This window comes from Mesorhizobium sp. CCNWLY176 (assembly GCF_037153935.1).
Lineage (GTDB): Bacteria > Pseudomonadota > Alphaproteobacteria > Rhizobiales > Rhizobiaceae > Mesorhizobium_M > Mesorhizobium_M zhangyense.
Genome location: NZ_JBBBDZ010000011.1, coordinates 150,773 through 170,920, shown reverse-complemented (window position 1 = coordinate 170,920; position 20,148 = coordinate 150,773). Strand labels below are relative to the sequence as shown.

At 57.4% G+C, this 20,148-nt stretch carries 29 protein-coding genes; 22 read left to right on the top strand and 7 right to left on the bottom strand.

What is annotated here, in order from left to right:
- Nucleotides 1–6: 6 nt before the first annotated feature.
- Both WBQ96_RS19115 and WBQ96_RS19110 read right to left on the bottom strand, forming a co-directional pair.
- On the bottom strand, nucleotides 7–1,053 hold the full coding sequence (locus WBQ96_RS19115) for a type I restriction endonuclease (RefSeq protein WP_336552784.1): 1,047 nt from the start codon (nucleotides 1,051–1,053) through the stop codon (nucleotides 7–9).
- A 51-nt stretch (nucleotides 1,054–1,104) separates the two neighbouring features.
- Entirely contained in the window at nucleotides 1,105–1,320 is a 216-nt protein-coding gene (locus WBQ96_RS19110) for a helix-turn-helix domain-containing protein (protein WP_337035913.1), read from the bottom strand.
- Between the two features lie 110 nt (nucleotides 1,321–1,430).
- On the opposite strand from WBQ96_RS19110, the gene WBQ96_RS19105 reads away from it, so the two are divergent.
- A complete protein-coding gene (locus WBQ96_RS19105) occupies nucleotides 1,431–1,775 on the top strand; it encodes a hypothetical protein (RefSeq protein WP_336552785.1) in 345 nt (114 codons plus the stop codon).
- A gap of 287 nt (nucleotides 1,776–2,062) precedes the next feature.
- On the opposite strand, the gene WBQ96_RS19100 is transcribed toward WBQ96_RS19105, so the two are convergent.
- Both WBQ96_RS19100 and WBQ96_RS19095 read right to left on the bottom strand, forming a co-directional pair.
- Nucleotides 2,063–2,224, bottom strand: a complete 162-nt coding sequence (locus tag WBQ96_RS19100) for a hypothetical protein (RefSeq protein ID WP_336552786.1) — start codon at nucleotides 2,222–2,224, stop codon at nucleotides 2,063–2,065.
- A gap of 95 nt (nucleotides 2,225–2,319) precedes the next feature.
- Nucleotides 2,320–2,877 carry a hypothetical protein gene (locus WBQ96_RS19095; protein ID WP_336552787.1) on the bottom strand — a complete coding sequence of 186 codons (558 nt, stop codon included), beginning with the start codon at nucleotides 2,875–2,877 and terminating at the stop codon, nucleotides 2,320–2,322.
- A gap of 135 nt (nucleotides 2,878–3,012) precedes the next feature.
- Here WBQ96_RS19095 and WBQ96_RS19090 point away from each other — a divergent pair, with 135 nt between their 5' ends.
- Complete coding sequence (locus WBQ96_RS19090) at nucleotides 3,013–4,329, top strand: tyrosine-type recombinase/integrase (protein WP_336552788.1); 1,317 nt, start codon at nucleotides 3,013–3,015, stop codon at nucleotides 4,327–4,329.
- A 67-nt stretch (nucleotides 4,330–4,396) separates the two neighbouring features.
- On the opposite strand, the gene WBQ96_RS19085 is transcribed toward WBQ96_RS19090, so the two are convergent.
- Complete coding sequence (locus WBQ96_RS19085; protein ID WP_336552789.1) at nucleotides 4,397–5,407, bottom strand: Arc family DNA-binding protein; 1,011 nt, start codon at nucleotides 5,405–5,407, stop codon at nucleotides 4,397–4,399.
- 117 nt (nucleotides 5,408–5,524) lie between these two features.
- Here WBQ96_RS19085 and WBQ96_RS19080 point away from each other — a divergent pair, with 117 nt between their 5' ends.
- The 10 genes from WBQ96_RS19080 to WBQ96_RS19035 all read left to right on the top strand — a co-directional run bounded on the left by WBQ96_RS19080 (nucleotide 5,525) and on the right by WBQ96_RS19035 (nucleotide 10,449).
- Nucleotides 5,525–5,716 carry an Arc family DNA-binding protein gene (locus WBQ96_RS19080; RefSeq protein WP_336552790.1) on the top strand — a complete coding sequence of 64 codons (192 nt, stop codon included), beginning with the start codon at nucleotides 5,525–5,527 and terminating at the stop codon, nucleotides 5,714–5,716.
- A gap of 74 nt (nucleotides 5,717–5,790) precedes the next feature.
- On the top strand, nucleotides 5,791–5,979 hold the full coding sequence (locus tag WBQ96_RS19075; RefSeq protein ID WP_336552937.1) for a helix-turn-helix transcriptional regulator: 189 nt from the start codon (nucleotides 5,791–5,793) through the stop codon (nucleotides 5,977–5,979).
- Nucleotides 5,976–6,170, top strand: a complete 195-nt coding sequence (locus tag WBQ96_RS19070) for a hypothetical protein (RefSeq protein ID WP_336552791.1) — start codon at nucleotides 5,976–5,978, stop codon at nucleotides 6,168–6,170. The genes WBQ96_RS19075 and WBQ96_RS19070 overlap by 4 nt, the downstream gene beginning before the upstream one ends.
- A 32-nt stretch (nucleotides 6,171–6,202) precedes the next feature.
- Nucleotides 6,203–7,603: a replicative DNA helicase gene (locus WBQ96_RS19065; RefSeq protein WP_336552792.1), complete on the top strand. Its 1,401-nt coding sequence runs from the start codon at nucleotides 6,203–6,205 to the stop codon at nucleotides 7,601–7,603.
- Complete coding sequence (locus WBQ96_RS19060; RefSeq protein ID WP_336552793.1) at nucleotides 7,603–8,460, top strand: hypothetical protein; 858 nt, start codon at nucleotides 7,603–7,605, stop codon at nucleotides 8,458–8,460. The genes WBQ96_RS19065 and WBQ96_RS19060 overlap by 1 nt, the downstream gene beginning before the upstream one ends.
- 1 nt (nucleotide 8,461) lies before the next feature.
- Nucleotides 8,462–8,695 carry a hypothetical protein gene (locus WBQ96_RS19055; protein ID WP_336552794.1) on the top strand — a complete coding sequence of 78 codons (234 nt, stop codon included), beginning with the start codon at nucleotides 8,462–8,464 and terminating at the stop codon, nucleotides 8,693–8,695.
- Between the two features lie 59 nt (nucleotides 8,696–8,754).
- Nucleotides 8,755–9,357 (top strand): DUF6456 domain-containing protein, encoded by a 603-nt coding sequence (locus WBQ96_RS19050; protein ID WP_336552795.1) that lies wholly within the window; start codon nucleotides 8,755–8,757, stop codon nucleotides 9,355–9,357.
- A 74-nt stretch (nucleotides 9,358–9,431) separates the two neighbouring features.
- Complete coding sequence (locus tag WBQ96_RS19045) at nucleotides 9,432–9,587, top strand: hypothetical protein (RefSeq protein ID WP_336552796.1); 156 nt, start codon at nucleotides 9,432–9,434, stop codon at nucleotides 9,585–9,587.
- A gap of 242 nt (nucleotides 9,588–9,829) precedes the next feature.
- Nucleotides 9,830–10,069 carry a hypothetical protein gene (locus WBQ96_RS19040; protein WP_336552797.1) on the top strand — a complete coding sequence of 80 codons (240 nt, stop codon included), beginning with the start codon at nucleotides 9,830–9,832 and terminating at the stop codon, nucleotides 10,067–10,069.
- 152 nt (nucleotides 10,070–10,221) lie between these two features.
- Nucleotides 10,222–10,449: a hypothetical protein gene (locus WBQ96_RS19035; RefSeq protein ID WP_336552798.1), complete on the top strand. Its 228-nt coding sequence runs from the start codon at nucleotides 10,222–10,224 to the stop codon at nucleotides 10,447–10,449.
- Here the strand turns inward: WBQ96_RS19035 and WBQ96_RS19030 are convergent.
- Both WBQ96_RS19030 and WBQ96_RS19025 read right to left on the bottom strand, forming a co-directional pair.
- Complete coding sequence (locus WBQ96_RS19030) at nucleotides 10,419–10,769, bottom strand: hypothetical protein (RefSeq protein WP_336552799.1); 351 nt, start codon at nucleotides 10,767–10,769, stop codon at nucleotides 10,419–10,421. The two genes, WBQ96_RS19035 and WBQ96_RS19030, sit on opposite strands and share 31 nt — an antisense overlap.
- 37 nt (nucleotides 10,770–10,806) lie before the next feature.
- Nucleotides 10,807–10,953 carry a hypothetical protein gene (locus WBQ96_RS19025; RefSeq protein ID WP_336552800.1) on the bottom strand — a complete coding sequence of 49 codons (147 nt, stop codon included), beginning with the start codon at nucleotides 10,951–10,953 and terminating at the stop codon, nucleotides 10,807–10,809.
- A gap of 369 nt (nucleotides 10,954–11,322) precedes the next feature.
- On the opposite strand from WBQ96_RS19025, the gene WBQ96_RS19020 reads away from it, so the two are divergent.
- From WBQ96_RS19020 to WBQ96_RS18975, 10 genes are all read left to right on the top strand, one after another.
- Nucleotides 11,323–11,835: a helix-turn-helix domain-containing protein gene (locus tag WBQ96_RS19020; protein WP_336552801.1), complete on the top strand. Its 513-nt coding sequence runs from the start codon at nucleotides 11,323–11,325 to the stop codon at nucleotides 11,833–11,835.
- Nucleotides 11,825–13,273 (top strand): hypothetical protein, encoded by a 1,449-nt coding sequence (locus WBQ96_RS19015; RefSeq protein WP_336552802.1) that lies wholly within the window; start codon nucleotides 11,825–11,827, stop codon nucleotides 13,271–13,273. Before WBQ96_RS19020 ends, WBQ96_RS19015 begins: the two co-directional genes overlap by 11 nt.
- A complete protein-coding gene (locus WBQ96_RS19010; protein WP_336552803.1) occupies nucleotides 13,270–13,521 on the top strand; it encodes a hypothetical protein in 252 nt (83 codons plus the stop codon). Before WBQ96_RS19015 ends, WBQ96_RS19010 begins: the two co-directional genes overlap by 4 nt.
- Before the next feature lies 1 nt (nucleotide 13,522).
- Nucleotides 13,523–15,676: a hypothetical protein gene (locus WBQ96_RS19005; RefSeq protein WP_336552804.1), complete on the top strand. Its 2,154-nt coding sequence runs from the start codon at nucleotides 13,523–13,525 to the stop codon at nucleotides 15,674–15,676.
- Complete coding sequence (locus tag WBQ96_RS19000) at nucleotides 15,669–15,959, top strand: hypothetical protein (protein ID WP_336552805.1); 291 nt, start codon at nucleotides 15,669–15,671, stop codon at nucleotides 15,957–15,959. The genes WBQ96_RS19005 and WBQ96_RS19000 overlap by 8 nt, the downstream gene beginning before the upstream one ends.
- Nucleotides 15,956–17,041, top strand: coding sequence for a hypothetical protein (locus WBQ96_RS18995; protein WP_336552806.1), 1,086 nt, complete (start codon nucleotides 15,956–15,958; stop codon nucleotides 17,039–17,041). Before WBQ96_RS19000 ends, WBQ96_RS18995 begins: the two co-directional genes overlap by 4 nt.
- A gap of 5 nt (nucleotides 17,042–17,046) precedes the next feature.
- Nucleotides 17,047–18,012, top strand: a complete 966-nt coding sequence (locus WBQ96_RS18990) for a phage major capsid protein (protein ID WP_336552807.1) — start codon at nucleotides 17,047–17,049, stop codon at nucleotides 18,010–18,012.
- Between the two features lie 12 nt (nucleotides 18,013–18,024).
- The gene (locus WBQ96_RS18985; RefSeq protein ID WP_336552808.1) at nucleotides 18,025–18,516 is read left to right on the top strand and encodes a hypothetical protein; all 492 of its coding nucleotides are present in this window, start codon (nucleotides 18,025–18,027) and stop codon (nucleotides 18,514–18,516) included.
- A gap of 88 nt (nucleotides 18,517–18,604) precedes the next feature.
- Complete coding sequence (locus WBQ96_RS18980) at nucleotides 18,605–19,378, top strand: hypothetical protein (RefSeq protein ID WP_336552809.1); 774 nt, start codon at nucleotides 18,605–18,607, stop codon at nucleotides 19,376–19,378.
- Between the two features lie 2 nt (nucleotides 19,379–19,380).
- The gene (locus tag WBQ96_RS18975) at nucleotides 19,381–20,076 is read left to right on the top strand and encodes a phage adaptor protein (protein WP_336552810.1); all 696 of its coding nucleotides are present in this window, start codon (nucleotides 19,381–19,383) and stop codon (nucleotides 20,074–20,076) included.
- Nucleotides 20,077–20,148: the final 72 nt, after the last annotated feature.

The window sequence follows — 20,148 nt, the reverse complement described above, 5'->3', positions numbered from 1 at the left end:
AGCGCGTCAAACTGCTACGTAGAGTTTTGCCGTCGCTCGGATCCGATCCGCATGCTCATAAATCTCATCGAGCGTGTCCACTTTGACCTTCTCTTCCTTTTCGCCATCGAAGAGCCCGAGATATTTGACGCTGCGATTAAACCATAGCCGAGCAAGTGGCTTCCGATTGTTATTATCGACAAGAATGCCGCAATAGCTTTTCTGGTCTCGCATAATTACCCGCACTGGCTTCAGAATATCACGAACGATTGCCCGAACGACCATGAAGCCCTCGCGCTCCTCTTCCGTCGTAACAACTTCCTCTTCATCGGCGGCATCGGTACCAATTTCTGAAACCTCGGTCTCAGCAAGAGCGTTGGAGAGGCGGGATTGGACAGACTCGCGGACAATTTCCCGAAACGCGGCCTTCACCATCGGTGTGAATTGTTCTTTGACTTGTCCCGTAAATCGCCCTGGGTATAGCCCAACAGTTACCATCCGAACGAAATCCTCCGGTGGGTTTTCCATGACGCCAGAAATCTCTTTTTTGATGGCCGACGTATATTTGAGGCGATGGGCCGATTGAAGGATGCCATCGACATTGAATTCCGATTTGGCAAATTTCTTAAGTTCGATCGTTAGCTGACCCTGAAGATCCGAAAGATCGAACGTAAGGAATGGCCGCTCATCGAGCTTGTTTGGTGCGACTAGGTCCGTGTGAAAATGGAAAGTACGCCCGTTTGTAAGAATCGCAAACTTGGCATTTGTGACTGAAAAATAACGGTAAAGTTGAGCTAGATGCACTTTTTCAAGTGTCGTAGTAATGGGCTTGCATTCAATTAAAATTCTTATTTCGCCGTCGATCTTTATAGCATAGTCGACCTTCTCTCCCTTTTTTCCTACTGCGTCAGCACAAAACTCTGGAATAACCTCGTCAGGATTGAAAACGTCGTAATCAAGCGCCGAAAGAAAAGGCAGAACAATCGCCGTCTTTAGTGCTTCTTCGGTAAGCATAGCGCTGGAATGCGTTTTTATGCGTTCGGCAAGAACGCGCAGTTTTTCTTCGACGCTCATAGTCCCCTCCCAAGATTGACTAGCAACTATGACGAGAGTCTTCAACTATGTCTACGAGCGCGTTAGCTTGACTCCTGTGCCATTGATGAATTCGACGCCGGCCGCTTCTAGCGCTAGCTGTATCACACGCAGACTAGCTGGCTGGAGGGCGGTCTTCCCTCGTTCAAAGTTCCTGATTGTGACGTCGCTTACGCTGGATGACCGGGCAAGGTCGCCCTGTGTCCAGTCTAGCAATCCACGCGCGGCTCGGCATTGTGCAGGGGTCATGACGAGCTTTGTGATGCCCATTTTTGAAATACGCAATAGCTTTCTAAAAACATCTTGACTTATGGTTTACGAAAAAGGATATTCCTTTTGTTTTTCGAAAGGAATAGCCCATGACCCAACCAATCGTCCACCTCCCACTCACCGCCGAGTTTTGTGCAAGTTTCGATTTCGGGGCGCATCCCACCCCAGAGCAGTACGCTCCATGTGTCCAGGCCACCAGCGGCAAGCAGTTCCTGGTGGCGGCTCGTTCATATGCTCTTCTTCATCGTAGCCGCGACGAACTCGCGGCAAGCTTCGCCACAGCAGAGGGGACAGATTCCCTCTTAGATCTCGCAGACCAACTGGCGACATCCATCGCCGCGGCCGCCAAGCTTTCAGAGATGCTCAAGGTCGCGCATTGCCGCATTCTTGCAGCTGCATCGTATGCGGAGGTGAATTGGAGGCTGGCAGAGTAAGGGGGCAGATGGCTGACACGCCTCAACCCCCAAGGTCTAGGCGCGTCAGCCTTGCGGCTGCCCCCAGGCTGCCGCGCGTGGATAGTTCTGGATTTTGACCAGATGGTCAACATCTAGAGAGGCGTTTCCACCGGAAACAATTTGTCAGTGTCATTGTCCTATTGCGTGCCCTAATAGCCCGCGCGGGCGCGGCGGCGACGGTTCGGCTTGCCGGACAGGGTTCTCAGGCAATTGCTGCCGCGTCCGCTCCGCCTGCCAAGAATGCGCTTCTAGTTGTCGGTGTGGTCCTAATGACCGCCGCCATCAAAACCGCCGATATCCGGTCCGCTGGGAACTGCTTCCTGGCCAGAGAAGTCCTTCAACTTCCGGCGCTCCATCCAGATCAAGATGCAACCTGCGACGAAGGCGAGCACTCCGGCACCAACAATTACAATCGCGTAGGTCGGCATCTGTGCGTCTCCCATCGGTTGTCAGACCAAGATAGCGCATAAGGACACGCCGTCCAGCTTTACGGGCTACCGAACACCCGCCTCTACGATAACAGTCACGTCGTCCGAGCTGCATTTTTCCAAGCACCTTCGGCGCGCTCGAGCATGCCAATCAATGTTCGAATGCCGTCCTTGCCTGCTAGATTCGCATATGTGTCAGGAATTCGCGTCGCTATGACCGTGATCCCATAGCTAGGGAGTGTGTAGGGCACTCTTTCCAGAAACAGCGACGCCGGTACGATGATGGTATCGGTGTTAGTACGGAACGTTTCACTCGCTGAGGTTCCAAAAACCCCGAATGTGTAAGGCGGCGAGATAATCTCGAGTGTTAGCCTGTATCCAGTGCCGTCAGGCTCGTAAGTCCCGATATACCGAGCGCCGGCGGAATCGTTGCCTTCAATTCGGCCCTGGTCGAGCTTGAGAACGATTGCTGACATACCTGCAATGCCGACGGCAGCCAGTGAGTAAAGACCATCAATTGGCATTTTTGCCCCGCGCCGGATTGAGACCGGATTATGCAGGTTCAGGGCGTGATCGGCAACTGAGGGTGCCAAAAGCGGGGAGGAAAAGCGGGGAACACTGACTATGAAATCGCGAAAGATTAGGAAAAACAAAGCCGTAGCTGCAAAAAGTGGCTCCCCGGGCCGGATTCGAACCAGCGACCAACCGGTTAACAGGTTTTCCGAACGGTTCCTAGCTGAAATCAGTTGATAACGGTTGATAGTGGTAAAGCCTTGAAATCCGGTTGATTGCCGGGATCAAATCAGGCTAACCAGTATCAGCCGTTTTCAGCTAAGCGCACTGTTTGCGTACCTAGCGGGCGGTCTAGGTACGCAAATTTAGGGGCCCCGATGCCGAAAGAAAAGCTGACTGACCGCTTTGTCTCGACAATCAAGTGTGAGGTCCAGACCGACTATTTCGACACGCTTGAGCCCGGCCTTGCCCTTCGGGTCAGTCCAACCCGCAAAACATGGTCGATCATGTATACGCGGCCCGGCAGCCGCCAGCGTGTGCGTTTTACAATCGGAGAGTTTTCTGTGGATTTCGGGCTTGCGAAGGCTCGGAAGACGGCGAGGGCGCTCAAGGCTGATATTGCGGCCGGCAAAGACCCCCAGGCGGATAAGGTTCTGAAGGCTGAAGCCGACGCTGCCGCGCTCACCATGAAAGAATTGGTCGAAGATTACATCAAGCGGCACGTCTCCGGGCTCCGTAGCGGTGATGAGGTCACACGCCGGTTGCGGCGGAACATCTTGGACAAGGAAAGCGGCCTCGGCGCTGTGAAGGCGCAAGACCTGCATCGACGCGACATAGTGAAGGCCGTCGATGCTGTGGCGGACAGAGGGGCAAAGACGGAAGCGGCTCGCTGCTTCGAGGATATCCGGGCAGTGGTCAAATGGGCCGTTGGGCGCGGCGTTCTCGATCGAGACGCTACCGCTGGCATGAAGGCACCTCAACGTGGCGGCGCCCGTGACCGGGTTCTCTCAAAGGATGAAATTCCGGTGCTGTTCAAGGCGCTCCCCGATTCCGGCATGCGCGACATGGTTCAGGATATCGTGCGGCTGCTTTTCGAGACAGCTTGCCGGATCAGCGAAATTGCTGGGCTGTCGGTGAAGGAAGTGGATCTGAAAGATAAGCTGCTTCGGCTGCCTCCCGAGCGCGTCAAGAACGGCCTGGCGCACAATGTTCCCCTGACAGATGAGGCGATGGCAATCCTGTCTCGGCTCGTGAAGGGGAAGAAAGGCTTCGTCTTCCCGGTAGGTGACGGGCCGATCCGCGGCGATGTGGTCGCCAATGAGCTTTCGAAAGCCCAAAAGTCCAAGGCTGACAAGCCGGCTCTGATGCCGGTCGCCGGCTGGACCGCGCACGATGTCCGCCGCACCTGGGCAACCATCGCAAGCGAACTCGGCATCCCGCCGCACATCATCGCGGCGGCGCTGAACCATCAGTCAGTCAATTCAGGAGTGACGTTCGCCCACTATGTCAGGAACGATTTCATGCCCGAGCGCCGGGCGGCACACGAGGCAGTGTCAGGGCACATCGCCAAGCTTACCATCTCCGCAAGTTGATGGACGCGCGGGGAAAGTGGGCCGCGCAAGCCATCGGGGTTCTGCCAGTCAATGATGATGTTGCTTTCTAGGCCGCGCCTCGTTTTCGGGCTTGTCGAGCAAGGTTGAGCGCCTTTTGAACTTCCAAGCTTGCAAGCGCTTCCAGAATTTCGCCCTGAAGTTCCTTCGGCGCTAACCGGAGTTCGGCCCATTCCTCCGCAGTCGGGTGCGTTTGTGGTTGCGACTCGACTGCGAGCATTCCGTTCTCTTCCAGTTCCTTGACTATAGTTCGCATTGCCAGCTCGGTGCGTCGTTCAATGGCCTTGGCTAGCACTCTACCTGTAGTCGTCGTGGCAGGCCGCGATTTCGAAGGAGGGGTAGGCGTATCTGAGAGGCCGGACAGGTATGCATCTTCAACATGATCGCTTTCCTCAGTCATGTTGGCGATCAGGTTTGCAAGATCATCTCGCTCGCTGCTCTGCTCGAGCGAGATTAGAGATGATATTCGAGAAACCTCAAGGAGCATTCGTAGAAGCAGCTCTCGGTCACTTAGGGCGGCAATCTCCTGTAATCCAGCGAAGCCCTTCTCGACACCTTCGCGAGCCATCATCACAAATCGGGCCAGATCATCCCGCTCTTCTCGAATCACGCCGAGCCTCGCCCGAGACTGACGGAGGAGACTCTCCATCTTTGCTGCCTTGGCTTCTGCCGAATTGGCCCTATCAGTTAAGCTGGCGGCATCCTTCAAAAGTTCCGCGAAACTCTCATTTGCGCGCTCAACGTGCGCCATGCGCTTTTCGACGCGCTCGCGCTCGGCGTCCGAGACCATAAGCCGTTTTTCATAGATAGAAGCCCTGCCGGCGTGTTCACGCACCTCTTTCCTGAGAGTATCAATTTCTGCCGTGAGTTCCCGTTTCACTTGGTCAGCGCGCGCTACGGCGATTTCTAGCAAGGTAATGCGAGGATAATCCTCAAGCCGTGCAACAATCTCCGCATTCATCGAGCGGTTATTTGCAGTCGCAGCCGCATCAATCTGATCCCGTAGCTCGGGCGTGAACCGCAGTTTGAACTGCGGGTCGGTCTGTTTTGGCGTGGCCATTTTAGTTTTTCCCCGACTTGATCGCTTTCCGCCTATATGGACCATTTAGGTACTTGACGCCATAGGTACCTTATAGGTACATATGGACCTGTTAGGTACGTAGTTAACCGAGGATGAATGATGGAGGCTCAGCGCCAACTCAAAATCCGGCTTCCCTTCGATGCCAAAGCCTTCATCGAAGCCGAAGCTCGGGAGAACGCCAGTTCGCAGAATAGTGAGATTGTTCGCGCCATCCGCGCGGCCATGAAAGCAAAAAGCGCGGCATCGGCCGCAACCGACCAACACGACGTCACCTCACAGCCCCTGTAAGGATAGAAAAGATGATGAAAAACGATACCATCATCACGGACGCAGGGGCAGGGAGCATCACCCACCACGCCACCCTGAATGATTCGCTCCTGAAGGCCAGGGAAGTTGCCGACTTTCTGCAAGTCAGCATCCCGACGCTCTACCGCCGTGTTGCCGATGGCACCTTGCCTAAACCCTTTAAGCTTGGGGGCCTATCTCGCTGGTCACAGTCTGAAATCTTGGCGGCCATCAAGGTCGCGGGTGAGAGGCGGTTGTCAGTATGAGCGATATCAACGACCAGATGAATGCAGAACAAGAGCGCGCTTTTCTGGAATGGCGCGACCTTCGCAATAAGGCCGAAGCGACCGGCGATATGACCGACGCTAACGCGGCGGGAAAAGCATTCGCGACATTCTTCTACACCTATGTCGCCAACACCTATCGCCCCTCACCTTCGACGGGGCATAGACCTTGAACGCAATCGCCCAGATACCCGATACGGCCTATGTGCCTGAGATCGAGCAGGATGTTCTCGGGACACTGCTTTACGGCGGCGACTTCCGAAAGGTGATGTCCTTCCTGAAGGAGGAACATTTCGCCTCAGACGTGCACCGCATCATATATCGAGCCGCCAAGGCCGCTTTTGAGCAATACAGTTCAACGGCATTCCCGATCGTTTCGCGCCTGATCCCCGCCGACGCGGCGATGAGGTTCAGCCAGCAGACCGGCAAAGCACCGCTTGAATATTTGTCGTCTCTTGCCTCTACGGTCTTTACCGGCCCGAACGCCCTTGAGCGCGCCGGCAAAGCTGTAGTTTCACAGTGGGCGCGTCTCAAGGTGGCCGAAACCGGCAAACTGCTGCGCGATATGGCGCATGACGCGACGACTGACCCGAAGGAGATAATCCATGGGGCGGCATCAGATCTGGATAGCATAGCCGCAGAACTTCGCGCTGGTCCTCGTCGCCAAACACTCCACACTCTAGACAGGGCTACGGCTGAAGCGATCGAGGATGTTCGCGAGGCCATGCAACGCGGCAACGGCCTGACTGGTCACACATGGGGCCTGATGGACATCAATGCTGCTACTGGCGGTATCCACCCCGGAGAGATGGTCGTCGTCGGCGCCCGCCCGAGCATGGGGAAAACTGCCTTCGCCTTGTCTGTAGCGCTGCGCGCCGCGGGGAATGGCGTCGGCGTCGGGTTCATGTCCCTTGAAATGGGGGCCAAAAAGCTTGCCATGCGTCGGCTTACCGATATCGCCTTTGATTGGAACATCAAGGTTCCCTACGCCGACCTGATCAAGGGCAAGGTCGCAGAGCCCGACCTTGAAAGCATCCTTGCTGCAAACCAAGACGCCGACAATCTTCCGCTGTGGATCGAAGAGCAGTCCGGGCTCACGATAGCGGATATCAGGGTCAAGGTTGAGCGGATGGCAGAGCAAGCGACCGCTCGCGGTGTTCCTCTCGGCATCCTGATTGTCGACTACCTGCAACTCGTGAGGCCATCTGCCAGATATTCCGGCAACCGCGTCGGGGAGGTAACAGAAATCTCCTGGGGCTTGCGTGAACTGGGCCGTGAACTCGGTGTTGGCGTCATCGCTCTGTCGCAGCTCTCGCGTCAGGTCGAAAGCCGCGACGACAAGCGTCCGCAACTCTCCGACCTTCGCGAGTCCGGCTCGATCGAGCAAGATGCCGATATGGTCGCCTTCCTGTATCGCGAGGCTTATTACCTCGAGAAGGCCAAGGGCAAGGATGCCGAGAAGGAGGCTGACCGGATTGGCCGGCTGATCGATGTCCAGAACGAACTTGAATTCATCATAGCCAAGCAGCGGAATGGCCCGACGAAGACAGTAAAGCTATTCGTTGATATCGCTTGCTCGGCGGTTAGAAACGCGGTGAGGCTCTGATGCCGGCTATGATTGGGCAGCTTCGCGTTCGGAATTGGTCTGAGTTTCAGCACTACAAGGACCGCAATCCACCATGGATAAAATTGCATTTCGCGCTGCTTGCTAGCGAGGATTGGGTGACGCTAGACGATGCTAGCAAGCTGCTAGCAATCGTGTGCATGCTGGTCGCATCCCGCAATAATGGCATGATCCCGAACAATCCTGCGTATCTCAAGCGGGTTGCGTACCTCGACAAGCTCCCAAAACTTAAGCCATTGATAGATTGTGGGTTTCTCGAAATACCGCAAGCGGACGCTAGCACGTTGCAAGCGAATGATAGCACTGCGCAAGCGCTTGCTAGACCAGAGACAGAGACAGATACAGATACAGATAAGAAAGAGGAACCTAACGGTTCCTTGTCCGAAACGAGTTCGGACGACGCCGGGAAATCGAAGAAGAAACCAGCCTACCCCCCAGTTTTCGAAAGCTTCTGGCTCGACTACCCTCGAACGCCAAACATGTCGAAGACGAAGGCGTTTGCAGCATGGCGGAAGCTTCCCGGTGAAGATCAGGCGTCCTGTCATCGGGCCCTGCCTGCCTACAAGGCGTATCTGGCCGCGAAGCCAGATCACCCTGTCATGCACGCCACAACGTTCATCAGCGAACGACGCTTTGACGGGTTCCTTGAGCAGGCAACCGCGTCGGCAGCCAAGCCGGTCACCGAAGGCGACTGGAACAAGCGGCTGACCTTCGCCCGCGATAAACATCAATGGCATCTTGAGGCATGGGGCCCATTCCCAGGCGCCGATGGCTGCAAGGTTCCCGGACATCTCCTTCAACCAAATGACGGCCATGGCTGGGCCGAATGGGAGGCCTAGATTGATCACCCGTACTGACTTCAACGGCGGTTTGACAGTCGTCACCAGCGGCTGGGTAATACTCACCCGTACCGGCCTGCGCTGGTCCGATGCCTTGTGGCCGTCCAAGGAAAACGCTGAAGCGATTGCCGAAGCTCATGCGCTTGGGCCGGTGAACATCATCCCGGCAAAGCGCGTATGGAGCCTCAGCCGTCCGAAGTCCGTTGATTGGATCATGGCGGAGGGCAACGGATGAAACCCAATTTCCCACTTTCACGTACACCAGCGGCAAACGACAACAGGCGGGCAATCTGAATGAGCAAGGCCAAAAAAGGAAAAACGGCGCAACCGGAAAAGCCCAGGGTTCCGGCACAAGAAAAGCTACAGGTGCGAGCGCGACGGCTGTTGGGCCACGACTTTGCCCTGGCAATTGATGAGCATGGGCGCATCCGTCAGTACGCAGATACGGCGGAAGCCGCGCGCCGCTACGATATCAGCAACGGCGGCATCGTCCGGGTTCGCAACGTCGATCCGCTGAAGGGCATAAGCTCGCTGACCAAGGCGCACCGCATGGCCGGCGAAACCTTCCGCGAGACATACGAGTTCTGCGCTCGGGAAGGGATGAAGACGGGCGCCATGCAGGAACGCGTAGATGGTGGGCGCATGGGGAGCGGCGGGCCATCCGAAGCAATGTCGATCGCGCAAGGAGCCCTGAAGGCCGCGCAAGAGGCAGTCGGGCACCATGAGATTGTCAGCGTCATCGTCTCAGTGTGCGGCCATGGCATGTCATTGCGGGAGATATCGGCCAAGACGGGCGATCCGCGCGCCTCACTGCTGACCCTGCTGCGTATAGGGCTGGATAACCTGGCGATGCACTACAAGATCACCGCGCGCCCCCGGCGTAGTGTCTCAGCTTGACGCTACGCTTGTCGCGCGCCGCGCCGAACTCCTATATGCTTATCGGAATGCATGCGGTGTAGGAGGTTGAAGCCATGACGGTATACGGCGTTCTCATGTCGCTCGGCGGGCTCATTTTGGCGGGTATCATAGTCAAAGGGTTTTGGAGCGGCGACCGCGTCAAATCAATCGAGCAACCGGACGATTGGCAGAAGCATAATGTTGGCGGCGGACCTCCGGGAGGAAGCTGATACCAACCGGACCTGAAAGGGCAACGCCCGCCAACGCGCCGGTAGTGTCTCAGTTTGAAATCTGACGCCTCGCTTGTCGCGGTTCAGACCGAACTCCTATATGATGCTTAGTGGCTGAAAATGACGCCTGCAATGGCGGCTGGCGTGTCTCAGACCTCGTGGTCGATGGAAGACCTTTGCGAGAAGATGGACGCCGTTGCACCGAAGCCGGGTCCGCGCGGTCCGTATCGGAAGAAAGGTGCATGATGCATCCGTACTGGATTAACGTGAAAAATCGTCTTGGAGTTGGCATAACAGCGTATTCGGATGCGGATGCCGTCGAAATCTTCGCTCGCGCCTTTGGGTTGACAGAGACTATTGTCAGCGTGGATGTTATCAAGGACATGAATGACCTCGACCAAAACCATGTCGTACCCAATATGGGCACCTGGTTTCGCCGGGGCATTTGGTTCCCCCTAGGCTACGAACTAATTTCAAACTGAGACACTACCAACGCGCCAGTTCACTTGACGGTGGGAATCCAGTAACGTAGATTCGTCGGTAACGTGGTGATTTGCGCCACACGAACCCGCCCGCGAGGCGGGTTTTGCGTTTCAGGCTTCTTTGCAGAAGGCCCAGTGGAAAGTCGAGTTTGATGGCTCGTTCAAAGAAAAAGACGCCAATTTGCGGCATGACGACCGCCGACAGTGACAAGCCCTTCAAGGCCGCCGAGCATCGTCGTGAGCGCCGCAGTGTGAGGCGCGCGCTGGATGGCGGTGCTGATGTTCCCAGCCCTCTCCAGTTTGGCAATCCTTGGGCGTCAGAAAAGGACGGCAAACACTGGTTTGATCGTCAGGGCTTCCCCGAATTGATGCGGAAGTGAGCTTGTAGATCGTCTTCATCAAAGACCAATTCGGCCAGCGCGTATGGCGGGCCATTGAACCAGCCGGCATTTTCTGCTTCGGCCCGCGAAAGGACAGCGTTCGTAACCGTGCCATCTGAGTGCTTCGTGGTTATCTCCACGGGATCGATGCGAATGGCTACGACGGTGCGCGTACCAACGTCGGTGCAGCGGAAAGTTCCGCCATTCACCTCGAATTCCATGCCGATATGGAAGTTGGATGGTTTCAGGGAACTGTTCCTTGCATAGTCCAAGGCGTCGTTCAGCCCTGCCTCAATCTTGTCGAATGCGGACTTGCTCATACAGCTGTTCCCAATCGAGCGAGCGGCCCAGCCCGTCTCACCTGATCCTATTGGTATTGCCCTCGATGTCGCTCAATGTTCTCGCGAGCTCGTAGATCGCCTTTGCGATCTCATCCAGCTTTTCATTTGTATCGCTTGCGCGTTGAGCCTTCATAGCATGGGTCTTCGCCGCTGATGCCGACATGTATTCCTCCCGTTCAAACTCTGTAAATGCAGGTAACCAGAAATGGCGAGGACCGACAAGCGGCGGCCCGCGTCAGAACCTATTCACAAAATTCCTAAGTCGCGGTGGAGCAGCCCGGTAGCTCGCCAGCCTCATAAGCTGGAGGACGCAGGTTCAAATCCTGCCCGCGCAACCATTCCACACTTCCGTGGATAGGCGGCTGAGGCCGTCGCTTTCAACGAAGGATAAGACAATGGAACTGACCAAGGTTTGAATACCGGGTGCCTGACTGGCTGCACCGTCAGATTTTCCCGCCAGATCGCCAATTCTGAAAACCATTTCCAGAACGGACAGCCGCCTTATGGCCGCTGATGCCGGAAGGGAACGAGAATGCCAAGAGAACCGGGTCTTTCACCCGACAAGATCAAGGACATTGCCGACAGGGCCGAAGGCATCAAGCCAGAGCAGCCGGAAGCGGTCGTTGGTCGGCCACCGAAGTACAAAGACACCTTCGCGGCTCAAGCCGCCAAACTTTGCGGACTCGGCGCCACGAATGCCGATCTGGCCGATTTCTTCGAGGTATCCATTCGCACAATCGAGCGATGGACCTCAGAGCATGAAGAATTTTGTCGGGCCGTAAAGGAAGCGAAGGAAACGGCGAACGCTCGCGTTGAGCGCAGCCTGTATCAGCGCGCGGTCGGATACTCATTCGATAGTGAGAAGGTTTTCAACGACAAGGGCAAAATCCTGCGTGCTGCAACGCGCGAACATTGCCCGCCCGACACCACGGCGCAAATCTTCTGGCTGAAGAACCGCAAGCCGGATGAATGGCGCGACAAGCACGAGGTTGAGGCCAACGGCAACCTGACGATAGAAATCGTCTCGTTCTCGGATGGCAAGTGAAAGCCGGGTTCGGATACCAGCTTATGGCTGGCGTCCGCGTGATTACCAGATGGAGGCGTGGAACGCCTGGGAGCGGGGCTGCAAGCGTCAGCTTCTGTTCTGGCACCGCCGCGCCGGCAAGGATGAAGTAGATCTACAAAAGCATGCGGTGAGCGCCTTCAAGCGCCCCGGAACGTACTGGCACATGCTGCCGCAGGCATCGCAGGCACGAAAGGCGATTTGGAACGCGGTCAACCCGCACACCGGCAAGCGGCGCATAGATGAGGCTTTCCCGGCCTCGATCATCGAGAACCAGAATGACAATGAGATGTTCATTCGGTTCAAGAACAACGCGACGTTTCAGGTCGTCGGGTCGGACAACTTCAACAGCCTCGTCGGCTCTCCGCCTGTCGGCCTCACTGCATCTGAATGGGCTTTGGCAAACCCGAGCGCATGGGCATACCTGTCCCCGATCCTTGAGGAAAACGGGGGATGGGCCTCGTTCATCACCACGCCGCGTGGAAACAACCACGCCAAGACGATGCTGGATGAGGTCAAAAAGGACAAGTGGGACCCGGCAACCAATCCTGATGGGTGGTTTTCGCAAATCCTGACCGTCGATGATACCCGCGCGATCAACGCGGAGAGCATCGAGAAGCAGAGGCGGATTTATTCCGCCCTCTACGGCAAGGAAATCGCTGACCTGCTGATCCAGCAGGAATTCTACTGTTCATTCGCTGGCGCTATGGTTGGTGCCTATTGGGGTGCCGAAGTCGCAGAGGCAGAGGTTCAGGGCCGCATCGGCGTTGTCCCGATCGATTGGAGCCACCCTGTCCACACCGCATGGGACTTGGGCAAGGCGGTCAATAACCCGATCTGGTGCTTTCAGGTCATCAAGGGCCGTATTCGCATTGTCGATTTCTATCGGCCCGAGAGCGACGATGTAGAGGACTGGTGCAAGTGGCTCGATGAGCGCGGCTATCACGGCAACGACTACGTGCCGCATGACGCCATGGTGCACAATTGGGGCGAGGCCAAAACGCGCTTCGAGACGCTGAAAGCTCATGGCCGCAAGCCGAAGCTGGTCAAGAAGGTCAGTGTTGCCGATGGCATCGCAGCCGGTCGGCAGACAATCAAGATCGCATACTTCCATTGCGGAGAGGATGAGCGCGGCAAGCGCATGCAGCACGGCATTGATGGCCTGAAAAGCTATCGCCGCGAATGGGATGACGAGCGCAAGACCTTCCTTGAAAACGCACTGAAGGATTGGGCCGAACACATAGGATCGTCATTCCGGTACCTGGGCTTGGGCTGGAAAAGCGAAGTGGTTGAAGCCCCGCCGCCCCCGAAGAACAAAGAGCTTGTCTACGAGGCGACCGGCGACGGCGGCGTGAAATCCAACATGACCGTAGAGCAGGCCGTCAAGGCAATGGTGCAGCGTCGAAAGGGTAGAGAATGAAACCGCATGAATGGCTTGGCTTTGTAGCCAGCGCACTTGTCTACAGCGCAATCTTCCTGATCGCCGTGATTGTCTACGGCGGACCCGGCGCGCGCGCGGCGGCCGTGGCCTCTGCCTTGGTGGCCTGCTTCTCGCAGTACATCGGGCAGGACCAAAGCCGCCGCGCCTACGTGGCCTCGATCTACGTCGCCTATCTCGGGTTTATTCTGGCCCTTCTGGCGCTGATCTTGTTCGCACGGGGCATCTGATATGGCGAAGTCCACCAAGGACACTTCGACGCCTGAAGGCCAAGCGCTGCGCGAGACGGGCCGTAAATGGCTCACGCGCATTGAAGCGGCGGGAAAGGCAGAGAAGAACTGGATGGACGACGCCAGCGTTGCGGTTGGCGTCTATACCGGCGAGGGATCGAAGGCCGAGACATCAGTTGCAGCGGCCAACATCGCTTACGATTTCAATATCCTGTTCTCGAATGTCGAAACCATCGTGCCGGCGGTCATCAACTCGCCGCCGGCGCCTGACATTCGCCGCCGCTTCGGATCGGATGATCCGGTTGCCAAAGACTTTGCCGAGATGATCGAGCGCGCCATTCGCGTACAGGTCGATGACAGCAAGCTTCAGATCGAGATGGAAGCCATGGCTCAGGACGGGTTCCTGGCTGGTCGCGGCATCATCCGTATGCGCTTCAAGAGCGATTTCGTCGGAGGTGAAACAACCGACGAGGAGCTTTCCGAGCGTCTGGACGAGGAAAAGCCAGATTACGAGAAGGGCGACGAGGAGGAAGCGGCTCCCGAAACAGACGAAGAAACCGTCACGAATGAGCGCGTCACATTCGAGGCCGTGAGCTGGAAGGATTTCCGGCGCGGGCCGGCGAAGCGTTGGGACAGCGTCCCGTGGATCGCATTCCGCCATTCCATGCCCTGCGATGATATTGACGAGTTTGCAGATGCCAAGCTCGTCTCATCCCAGATGACGGCGGAAGACAGCACTGAGGCCGATCGCGACAGCGACCGCGATGTCTGGGAGGTATGGGTCAAGAAAAGCCGCACGGTCTATTTCATCGGGGCAGTGGACGGCGTTGTTCTCAAGAAGGTTCCCGACCCGCTCGGCCTGTCGACGTTCTTCCCGATCCCGACGCCGGTTCAGGCCATCGAAGTCACGGGCCGGCTGATGCCGGTCAATCCGTTCTCGATCTACAAGCGCCTGGCCGACGAACTGGACGTGACGACCAAGCGCATTCGGATCATCACCAAGCAGTTGAAGGTTAAGGGCTGGTACGGAGCGAGCGCAACCGACCTTCAAGCCGTCCTGTCGGCGGATGACAACGAATTTGTGCCGATATCAGACCCGGAGCTTTGGGCCTCGAAGGGCGGGATTGAAGGTGCGATTGCATTCTGGCCGATCGAGAAGCTGATCATCGTTCTGACCCAACTCTATCAGGTCCGGGAGCAGACAAAGCAGGCCATCTACGAGATTACCGGCATTTCCGACATTGTTCGCGGCGCCAGCAAGGCGACCGAAACACTCGGCGCTCAGCAGCTCAAAAGCCAGTGGGGTTCGCTGCGCATCCAGAAGATGCAGCGCATGATCGAGCGGGCCGCGCGCGATCTATTCGGCATGATGTCAGAGGTTATCCCGTCGAAGTTCTCCCCTGAAACACTCCAGAGGATGACGGAAATCCAGTTGGTGCCGACCGAGCAGGATATGACGCCGGTCCAGCCGCAGATTTCGCCCGACATGCCGCCAGAAGCCAAACAGCAGGCCATGGAGCAGGCGCAGCAGGCCGAACAGGCCCGCATGGCGAAGCTCCAGCACATGCAGCAACTCCAAGAGTTGATGAAGCAGAAGATCAACACCTACTATCGCGTGGACGTGGAATCGGACAGCACGATCCGCGCCGACCTGACCAGGCAGAAGCAGGAAGCAACCGAGTTCATGTCGGCGGCGGGCAGCTATTGGGCAACAGTCGGGCCGCTGGTCAAGGAGGGTGAACTGCCGATGGATATCGCGGTGGAAATCTTCTCCTCCATCTCGCGCATGTTCAATCTCGGCAAGTCGGTGGAAGACGCCTTGGACGAGATGATCAACATGGCAAAACAGAAATCCCAACAGCCCCCAGCACCGCCGCCGCCCGACCCTGAGCAGGAAGCCCGCGCCGCTGAGATGCAGGCCAAGACGCAGGGCGCGCAGTTGGACCAGAAGATCAAGACCGACGCGGCCCAGACTGACATCGCGATCAAACAACGCATGGCTGATGCCGATCTGGCCGGCAAGGTTCTGGACCAGAACACGAAGCGCGTGGACCTCCAGATCAAGCAAAAGGAACTGGAAATCAAGGACGTAGACCTTGCGCTGAAGACCAAGCAGCTATTCACGCCACCGACACAGGGTCAAAACTATGGGTGATCGCTACGTCTGGCGTGAAGGCCGATTTGTCAGCCGTTCCACTGGTGAGCCGATGGAGGTTCGCAAAGGCCCTCTGGCCGTGCCGATGATCGCCCCGAGCATGCCGGAATACACCAGCCCGATCGACGGGCGAGTGATTTCGACCCGGCACGACCGCCGCGAAGACCTGAAGCGCAACAACTGCGTGGAAGCCGGCGACATGCCGTCCCCGACAGGAGGGAAAATCAGGAACAAGGCCTTCGCGGCAAAGCGCGGGCTGAAAGTGAGCGAGGAATACCGATGAACGTCGAGAACCTGAACAGCAGCACCGCGCTTTCCACCGGCAACGCTGCCGTCATAGAAACAGCCGACCTTGGCGGCAACGAAGATGCTGCCCTCGAGGCGGTTTGGAACCAGATCGAGCGCGATAACGGCTCGGCTCGGGACGAGGGTGGCAAGTTCTCAAACGGAAATGGGGAAGGTGACGAGGCGGCGAAAGCTGCGGAGACCGACCCGAACGCTCCCCCACAGGAAGGTGAGGGAACGGGAGAGGAGGGCAACGAAGCCGGTTCCTCGACGCTCACGGCAACGGGCGTTCCTCTCCCGGCAAATTGGAACGGCATGGACGGCGATTGGGCGAAGATACCGCCTGACGTTCAGGCCAAGATCGCGGCGCGCGATACCGAAATTCATGCCCGCATGTCGGAGCAGGGCCGCAAGATCAGCGAGTTTCAGCCCTACACCGAAGTATTCGACCGCAACAAGGATTTGCTCTCGGGCAAGAAGATGGAAAACGGCAGCGAGCCTTCAATGGTCCAGGCCGTCGATTTCCTGATGAACGCACAGCGCCGGCTTGATCAGAACCCGATCGCCGGCCTGATGGAAATAGCTGAACGCTATGGAGTGCTGCCGCATCTGAAGGCAGTGTTCAGCGGGCAGATGCAAATTCCCTCCGACCCTCAGCCAGCCGGCATTTCGCCCGCTGATGTTGAGCGGATCGTGAAGGGTGCTCTTACGGAAGACGCCACGGTCAAGGCCGCGAACGACGAACTCAGCCGCTTGACAGCAGACAAGCCGCTGTTTTCCGAAATTCCGGAAGACGACATGGTGCACTTCATTCACAGGGCGCGAACGAAGCTCGGAGATGCCGCTTCCAAGGAAGCCGTATTCAACCAGGCTTACGACATGGCCGTGAACGCGGACCCCGATCTTAGGGCCAAGGCAGCCGCCACCAAGAAGGCCGCTGCAGCCGACCCGAAACGGACGGCGGACGCGAAGCGGGCCAACAGCGTCAATGTGACCTCCACCTCAACGGGCAAGGCGCGGGAGCTCACCGAAGACGAGCTTCTTTCGTCTGTCTATGACGAAATCCAGAACAAGGATTAACGACCATGGCTGGTCCATCCACAGTCTTTACGCAGATGGTTTCGACCACCCTGCGTAATTCCGCGACCGAAGTCGCGGACAATGTGAGCAAGCACAACGCTCTGCTCAACCGCCTGAAGGCAAAGGGCAATATTCGCAATCTCGACGGCGGCACCGAAATTCAGGTTCCGCTCGAATATGCGGAGAACGGCACCTATCAGCGCTACGGCGGCTACGACACGTTGAACACCAACGCGTCGGATGTCATCACGTCCGCGAAATACGATTGGGCGCAGATCGCGCTTCATGTCGTCTCCAGCGGTCGCGAGCTTCGCCAGAACTCCGGGAAAAGCCAGATGATCAATCTGGTGAAGTCGAAGAAGAAGAACGTCCTGCACACCGCGGCGAATAACTTCTCCGTCGACCTGTATTCTGACGGTTCGCTCTCCTACCAGATCGGCGGCCTTGCCAACCTGATCCAGACCAACGGGCAGGGCACGGTCGGCGGCATCGACTCCGGTACGTGGACCTTCTGGCGCAACAAGTTCCGTGAAATCACGGGCTCCAACGCCTACACGAAGGATACCATCCTTGGCGAAATGAACGCTCTCTGGATGGCCCTGACGCGCGGCGCCGACAAACCGGACCTGGTCACCCTCAGTCACGACCTGTTCACGGTCTACGAAGCCTCCCAGCAGCAAATTCAGCGTTACATGGACGCTGACATGGCGAAGGCCGGCTTCCAGACCTACAAGTACAAGACCGCTGACGTGATCTTTGACGACAACACCAACTTCGCGACGAACGCGGAGAAGGGCTACTTCCTCAACACGGACTATCTGTACATCTTCCAGCACAAGGAAGCGCAGTGGTCGCAGGACGAGGAGAAGAAACCCGTCAACCAGGATGCGGTGGTCATTCCGTATTACTGGATGGGCAACGTTGGATGCTCGAACCGGTCGCTGCAAGGCGTCCTGCTCGACGCGGCATAAGGAGACACGAACATGACCGCATTTGTTGGTGCAATCCTCACCGCCACTTTCACCGCAGCCGACCTTACCGGCATCGAAAGCGGCAGTGTTCCCGGCATCGGGGACATCTATGTCAGCCACGACAACAAGAAGTACCGCTTCGTCCAGTACAACGCCGGGGCCGGTGCGGTCGCGGCGGTGGCTGGCAACGTCGCCTACCTCTACGCTCCTTCCGGCGCATCTGCCGGCGCGAGCAATGTCGTGACTTCCGATCTTTCGGACAGTGCTGAAATCGGGGCGGGCGTCCTTCAGGCTGCAATCCCGACCGGTGGCTATGGCTGGATACAGGTTGGCGGCGTTGCCACCCTGACGCCCGCCCTGACTGCCGGTGCTGACGGCGATCCGCTGACGCCTACGGGCTCGACGGATGGCACGTTGGACACGGTTGCCGCGGCGACTGACGCGGTATGTGCATACGCGATCGATGCTTCGGCAAAGATCATCATGTGCGCCTTCCCGCACTAAGCACTCTCGACAATTTGAAAATGGGCAGGGCGGGCTTTCGGGCCCGCCCTTTCCGCATTCGACCATCACCTTCCAAAGGAGGCCAGTTATGGCAGACAATGAAAAGCCCGTAATCCGCGTGATCGGGTTCAAGCAGACATACGAGAAGCACCCCGTACGGGGCACAGACCCGCTCAACGACAACGTTGACGCCCATGGCTTCATCCTCAATGCCGCCGGCAAGCGCATCATGGAGGTTAAGGAAGAAGATTGGGTCGTCTACGCCCCGGCGCACAGCCCTCTCGCCACGCAGAACGTCGAGCGTGTCCGCCACATGATCCCCGACCCCGAGCGCGTAGGCGAGGATCACGATGGTTCGAAGCTCGCCTTCATGACCGCCCGATGGTCCCAGATCGAGCCGGCATACAGCGCATGGAAGAAGGGGCAGGAACTCCCTATCCACGGGACGGCTCTCAGCGTCTGGCCGGCGATCAATTCGGAACAGGTCAAGGTCTTCCGCCAGGTCGGCATTCTGTCGGTGGAGGAGGTTCGCGACCTTTCCGAAACGCAGATCAGCCGGGTTCCCCTCCCGAACATGCGCGAACTGAAGAAACAGGCATCGATCTTCCTCGACAATATGGGCGGCGCAGCGGCTGCAGAGCGCGAGGCGCTGAAGGACGAGAAGATTTCGACCCTCGAAGACCGCCTTGCCGAACTGGAGAAGCTGCTCGATACGCGCACCACACCGGCACCACAGCCGGCGGACGTTCCTGATGACGAGGTTGCCGCCCTGCGCGCCGAACTCGACGCCAAGGATATCGAGTACGACAAGCGGTGGGCTGCTCCGAAGCTCCGGGCCGCACTCGCCAATGAGGCGGCGTAATCATGACCGTCCTATCCGTCGCGCAGAAAGTTGCACTGAAAATCGGGCTCGACTCCCCGACGATGCTCATCGGCGCGACGGATCGTGAATTGGAAGAACTGGCGGAGGTGATTTCCAACGCCGCAGAGGTGATTACTGAGGCGTTTGATTGGCAGGCATTGCGCCGGGTCAAGACGTTCACCGGCGATGCTATAGCGGAAAGCTTCACCCTGCCTTCCGACTATGACCGCATGCTGAAAAAGTCTCGCATCTGGTCCAGCCGCTGGCGCTGGGCCATGACGCAGATCACCAACAGCGACGAATGGCTTGAGGCGGAGATTTATCCCTACGTCAACATATCTGGCATCTGGACGATTTTCGGCGATGCCTTCCAGATCAAGCCGATCATGGCGACGGGGGAGACGGCCAAGTTCTTCTACATCACCAATGAAACGGTGGTCGCGGAAGACGCGAGCCTTCACGATGCATTTTCAGCCGATACGGACAGGTTTGTTCTTTCCGAGAAGCTTCTGAGGCTCTGCGCGATCTATCTGTGGAAGCAGGCGAAGGGCCTCGATTTTGCGGCGGAACTCGCTGATTACGAGCAATTAGCGGCGCAACTGATGGACAAGGACGGCGGCGCGAAGCCGACCGTTTCTGGAAATCTTGTCGCATGGCCCGCAAGTTCGAATGTCTGGCCGGGGTCCGTCACGGGATGAAAAGCCAGCTTCTCCAGAAAACAGTTCGGCCAGGTCGATCGCGGACAAGCGACACGATTACGTTGCCGGCGC

Coding starts and splice junctions, on each gene's coding strand:
- WBQ96_RS19115 (WP_336552784.1), bottom strand. CDS start 1,053: ATGAGCGTCGAAGAAAAACTGCGCGTTCTTGCCGAACGCATAAAAACG.
- WBQ96_RS19110 (WP_337035913.1), bottom strand. CDS start 1,320: ATGACCCCTGCACAATGCCGAGCCGCGCGTGGATTGCTAGACTGGACA.
- WBQ96_RS19105 (WP_336552785.1), top strand. CDS start 1,431: ATGACCCAACCAATCGTCCACCTCCCACTCACCGCCGAGTTTTGTGCA.
- WBQ96_RS19100 (WP_336552786.1), bottom strand. CDS start 2,224: ATGCCGACCTACGCGATTGTAATTGTTGGTGCCGGAGTGCTCGCCTTC.
- WBQ96_RS19085 (WP_336552789.1), bottom strand. CDS start 5,407: ATGGCCACGCCAAAACAGACCGACCCGCAGTTCAAACTGCGGTTCACG.
- WBQ96_RS19080 (WP_336552790.1), top strand. CDS start 5,525: ATGATGGAGGCTCAGCGCCAACTCAAAATCCGGCTTCCCTTCGATGCC.
- WBQ96_RS19070 (WP_336552791.1), top strand. CDS start 5,976: ATGAGCGATATCAACGACCAGATGAATGCAGAACAAGAGCGCGCTTTT.
- WBQ96_RS19060 (WP_336552793.1), top strand. CDS start 7,603: ATGCCGGCTATGATTGGGCAGCTTCGCGTTCGGAATTGGTCTGAGTTT.
- WBQ96_RS19050 (WP_336552795.1), top strand. CDS start 8,755: ATGAGCAAGGCCAAAAAAGGAAAAACGGCGCAACCGGAAAAGCCCAGG.
- WBQ96_RS19045 (WP_336552796.1), top strand. CDS start 9,432: ATGACGGTATACGGCGTTCTCATGTCGCTCGGCGGGCTCATTTTGGCG.
- WBQ96_RS19040 (WP_336552797.1), top strand. CDS start 9,830: ATGATGCATCCGTACTGGATTAACGTGAAAAATCGTCTTGGAGTTGGC.
- WBQ96_RS19035 (WP_336552798.1), top strand. CDS start 10,222: ATGGCTCGTTCAAAGAAAAAGACGCCAATTTGCGGCATGACGACCGCC.
- WBQ96_RS19030 (WP_336552799.1), bottom strand. CDS start 10,769: ATGAGCAAGTCCGCATTCGACAAGATTGAGGCAGGGCTGAACGACGCC.
- WBQ96_RS19025 (WP_336552800.1), bottom strand. CDS start 10,953: ATGTCGGCATCAGCGGCGAAGACCCATGCTATGAAGGCTCAACGCGCA.
- WBQ96_RS19020 (WP_336552801.1), top strand. CDS start 11,323: ATGCCAAGAGAACCGGGTCTTTCACCCGACAAGATCAAGGACATTGCC.
- WBQ96_RS19015 (WP_336552802.1), top strand. CDS start 11,825: ATGGCAAGTGAAAGCCGGGTTCGGATACCAGCTTATGGCTGGCGTCCG.
- WBQ96_RS19010 (WP_336552803.1), top strand. CDS start 13,270: ATGAAACCGCATGAATGGCTTGGCTTTGTAGCCAGCGCACTTGTCTAC.
- WBQ96_RS19005 (WP_336552804.1), top strand. CDS start 13,523: ATGGCGAAGTCCACCAAGGACACTTCGACGCCTGAAGGCCAAGCGCTG.
- WBQ96_RS19000 (WP_336552805.1), top strand. CDS start 15,669: ATGGGTGATCGCTACGTCTGGCGTGAAGGCCGATTTGTCAGCCGTTCC.
- WBQ96_RS18995 (WP_336552806.1), top strand. CDS start 15,956: ATGAACGTCGAGAACCTGAACAGCAGCACCGCGCTTTCCACCGGCAAC.
- WBQ96_RS18990 (WP_336552807.1), top strand. CDS start 17,047: ATGGCTGGTCCATCCACAGTCTTTACGCAGATGGTTTCGACCACCCTG.
- WBQ96_RS18985 (WP_336552808.1), top strand. CDS start 18,025: ATGACCGCATTTGTTGGTGCAATCCTCACCGCCACTTTCACCGCAGCC.
- WBQ96_RS18980 (WP_336552809.1), top strand. CDS start 18,605: ATGGCAGACAATGAAAAGCCCGTAATCCGCGTGATCGGGTTCAAGCAG.
- WBQ96_RS18975 (WP_336552810.1), top strand. CDS start 19,381: ATGACCGTCCTATCCGTCGCGCAGAAAGTTGCACTGAAAATCGGGCTC.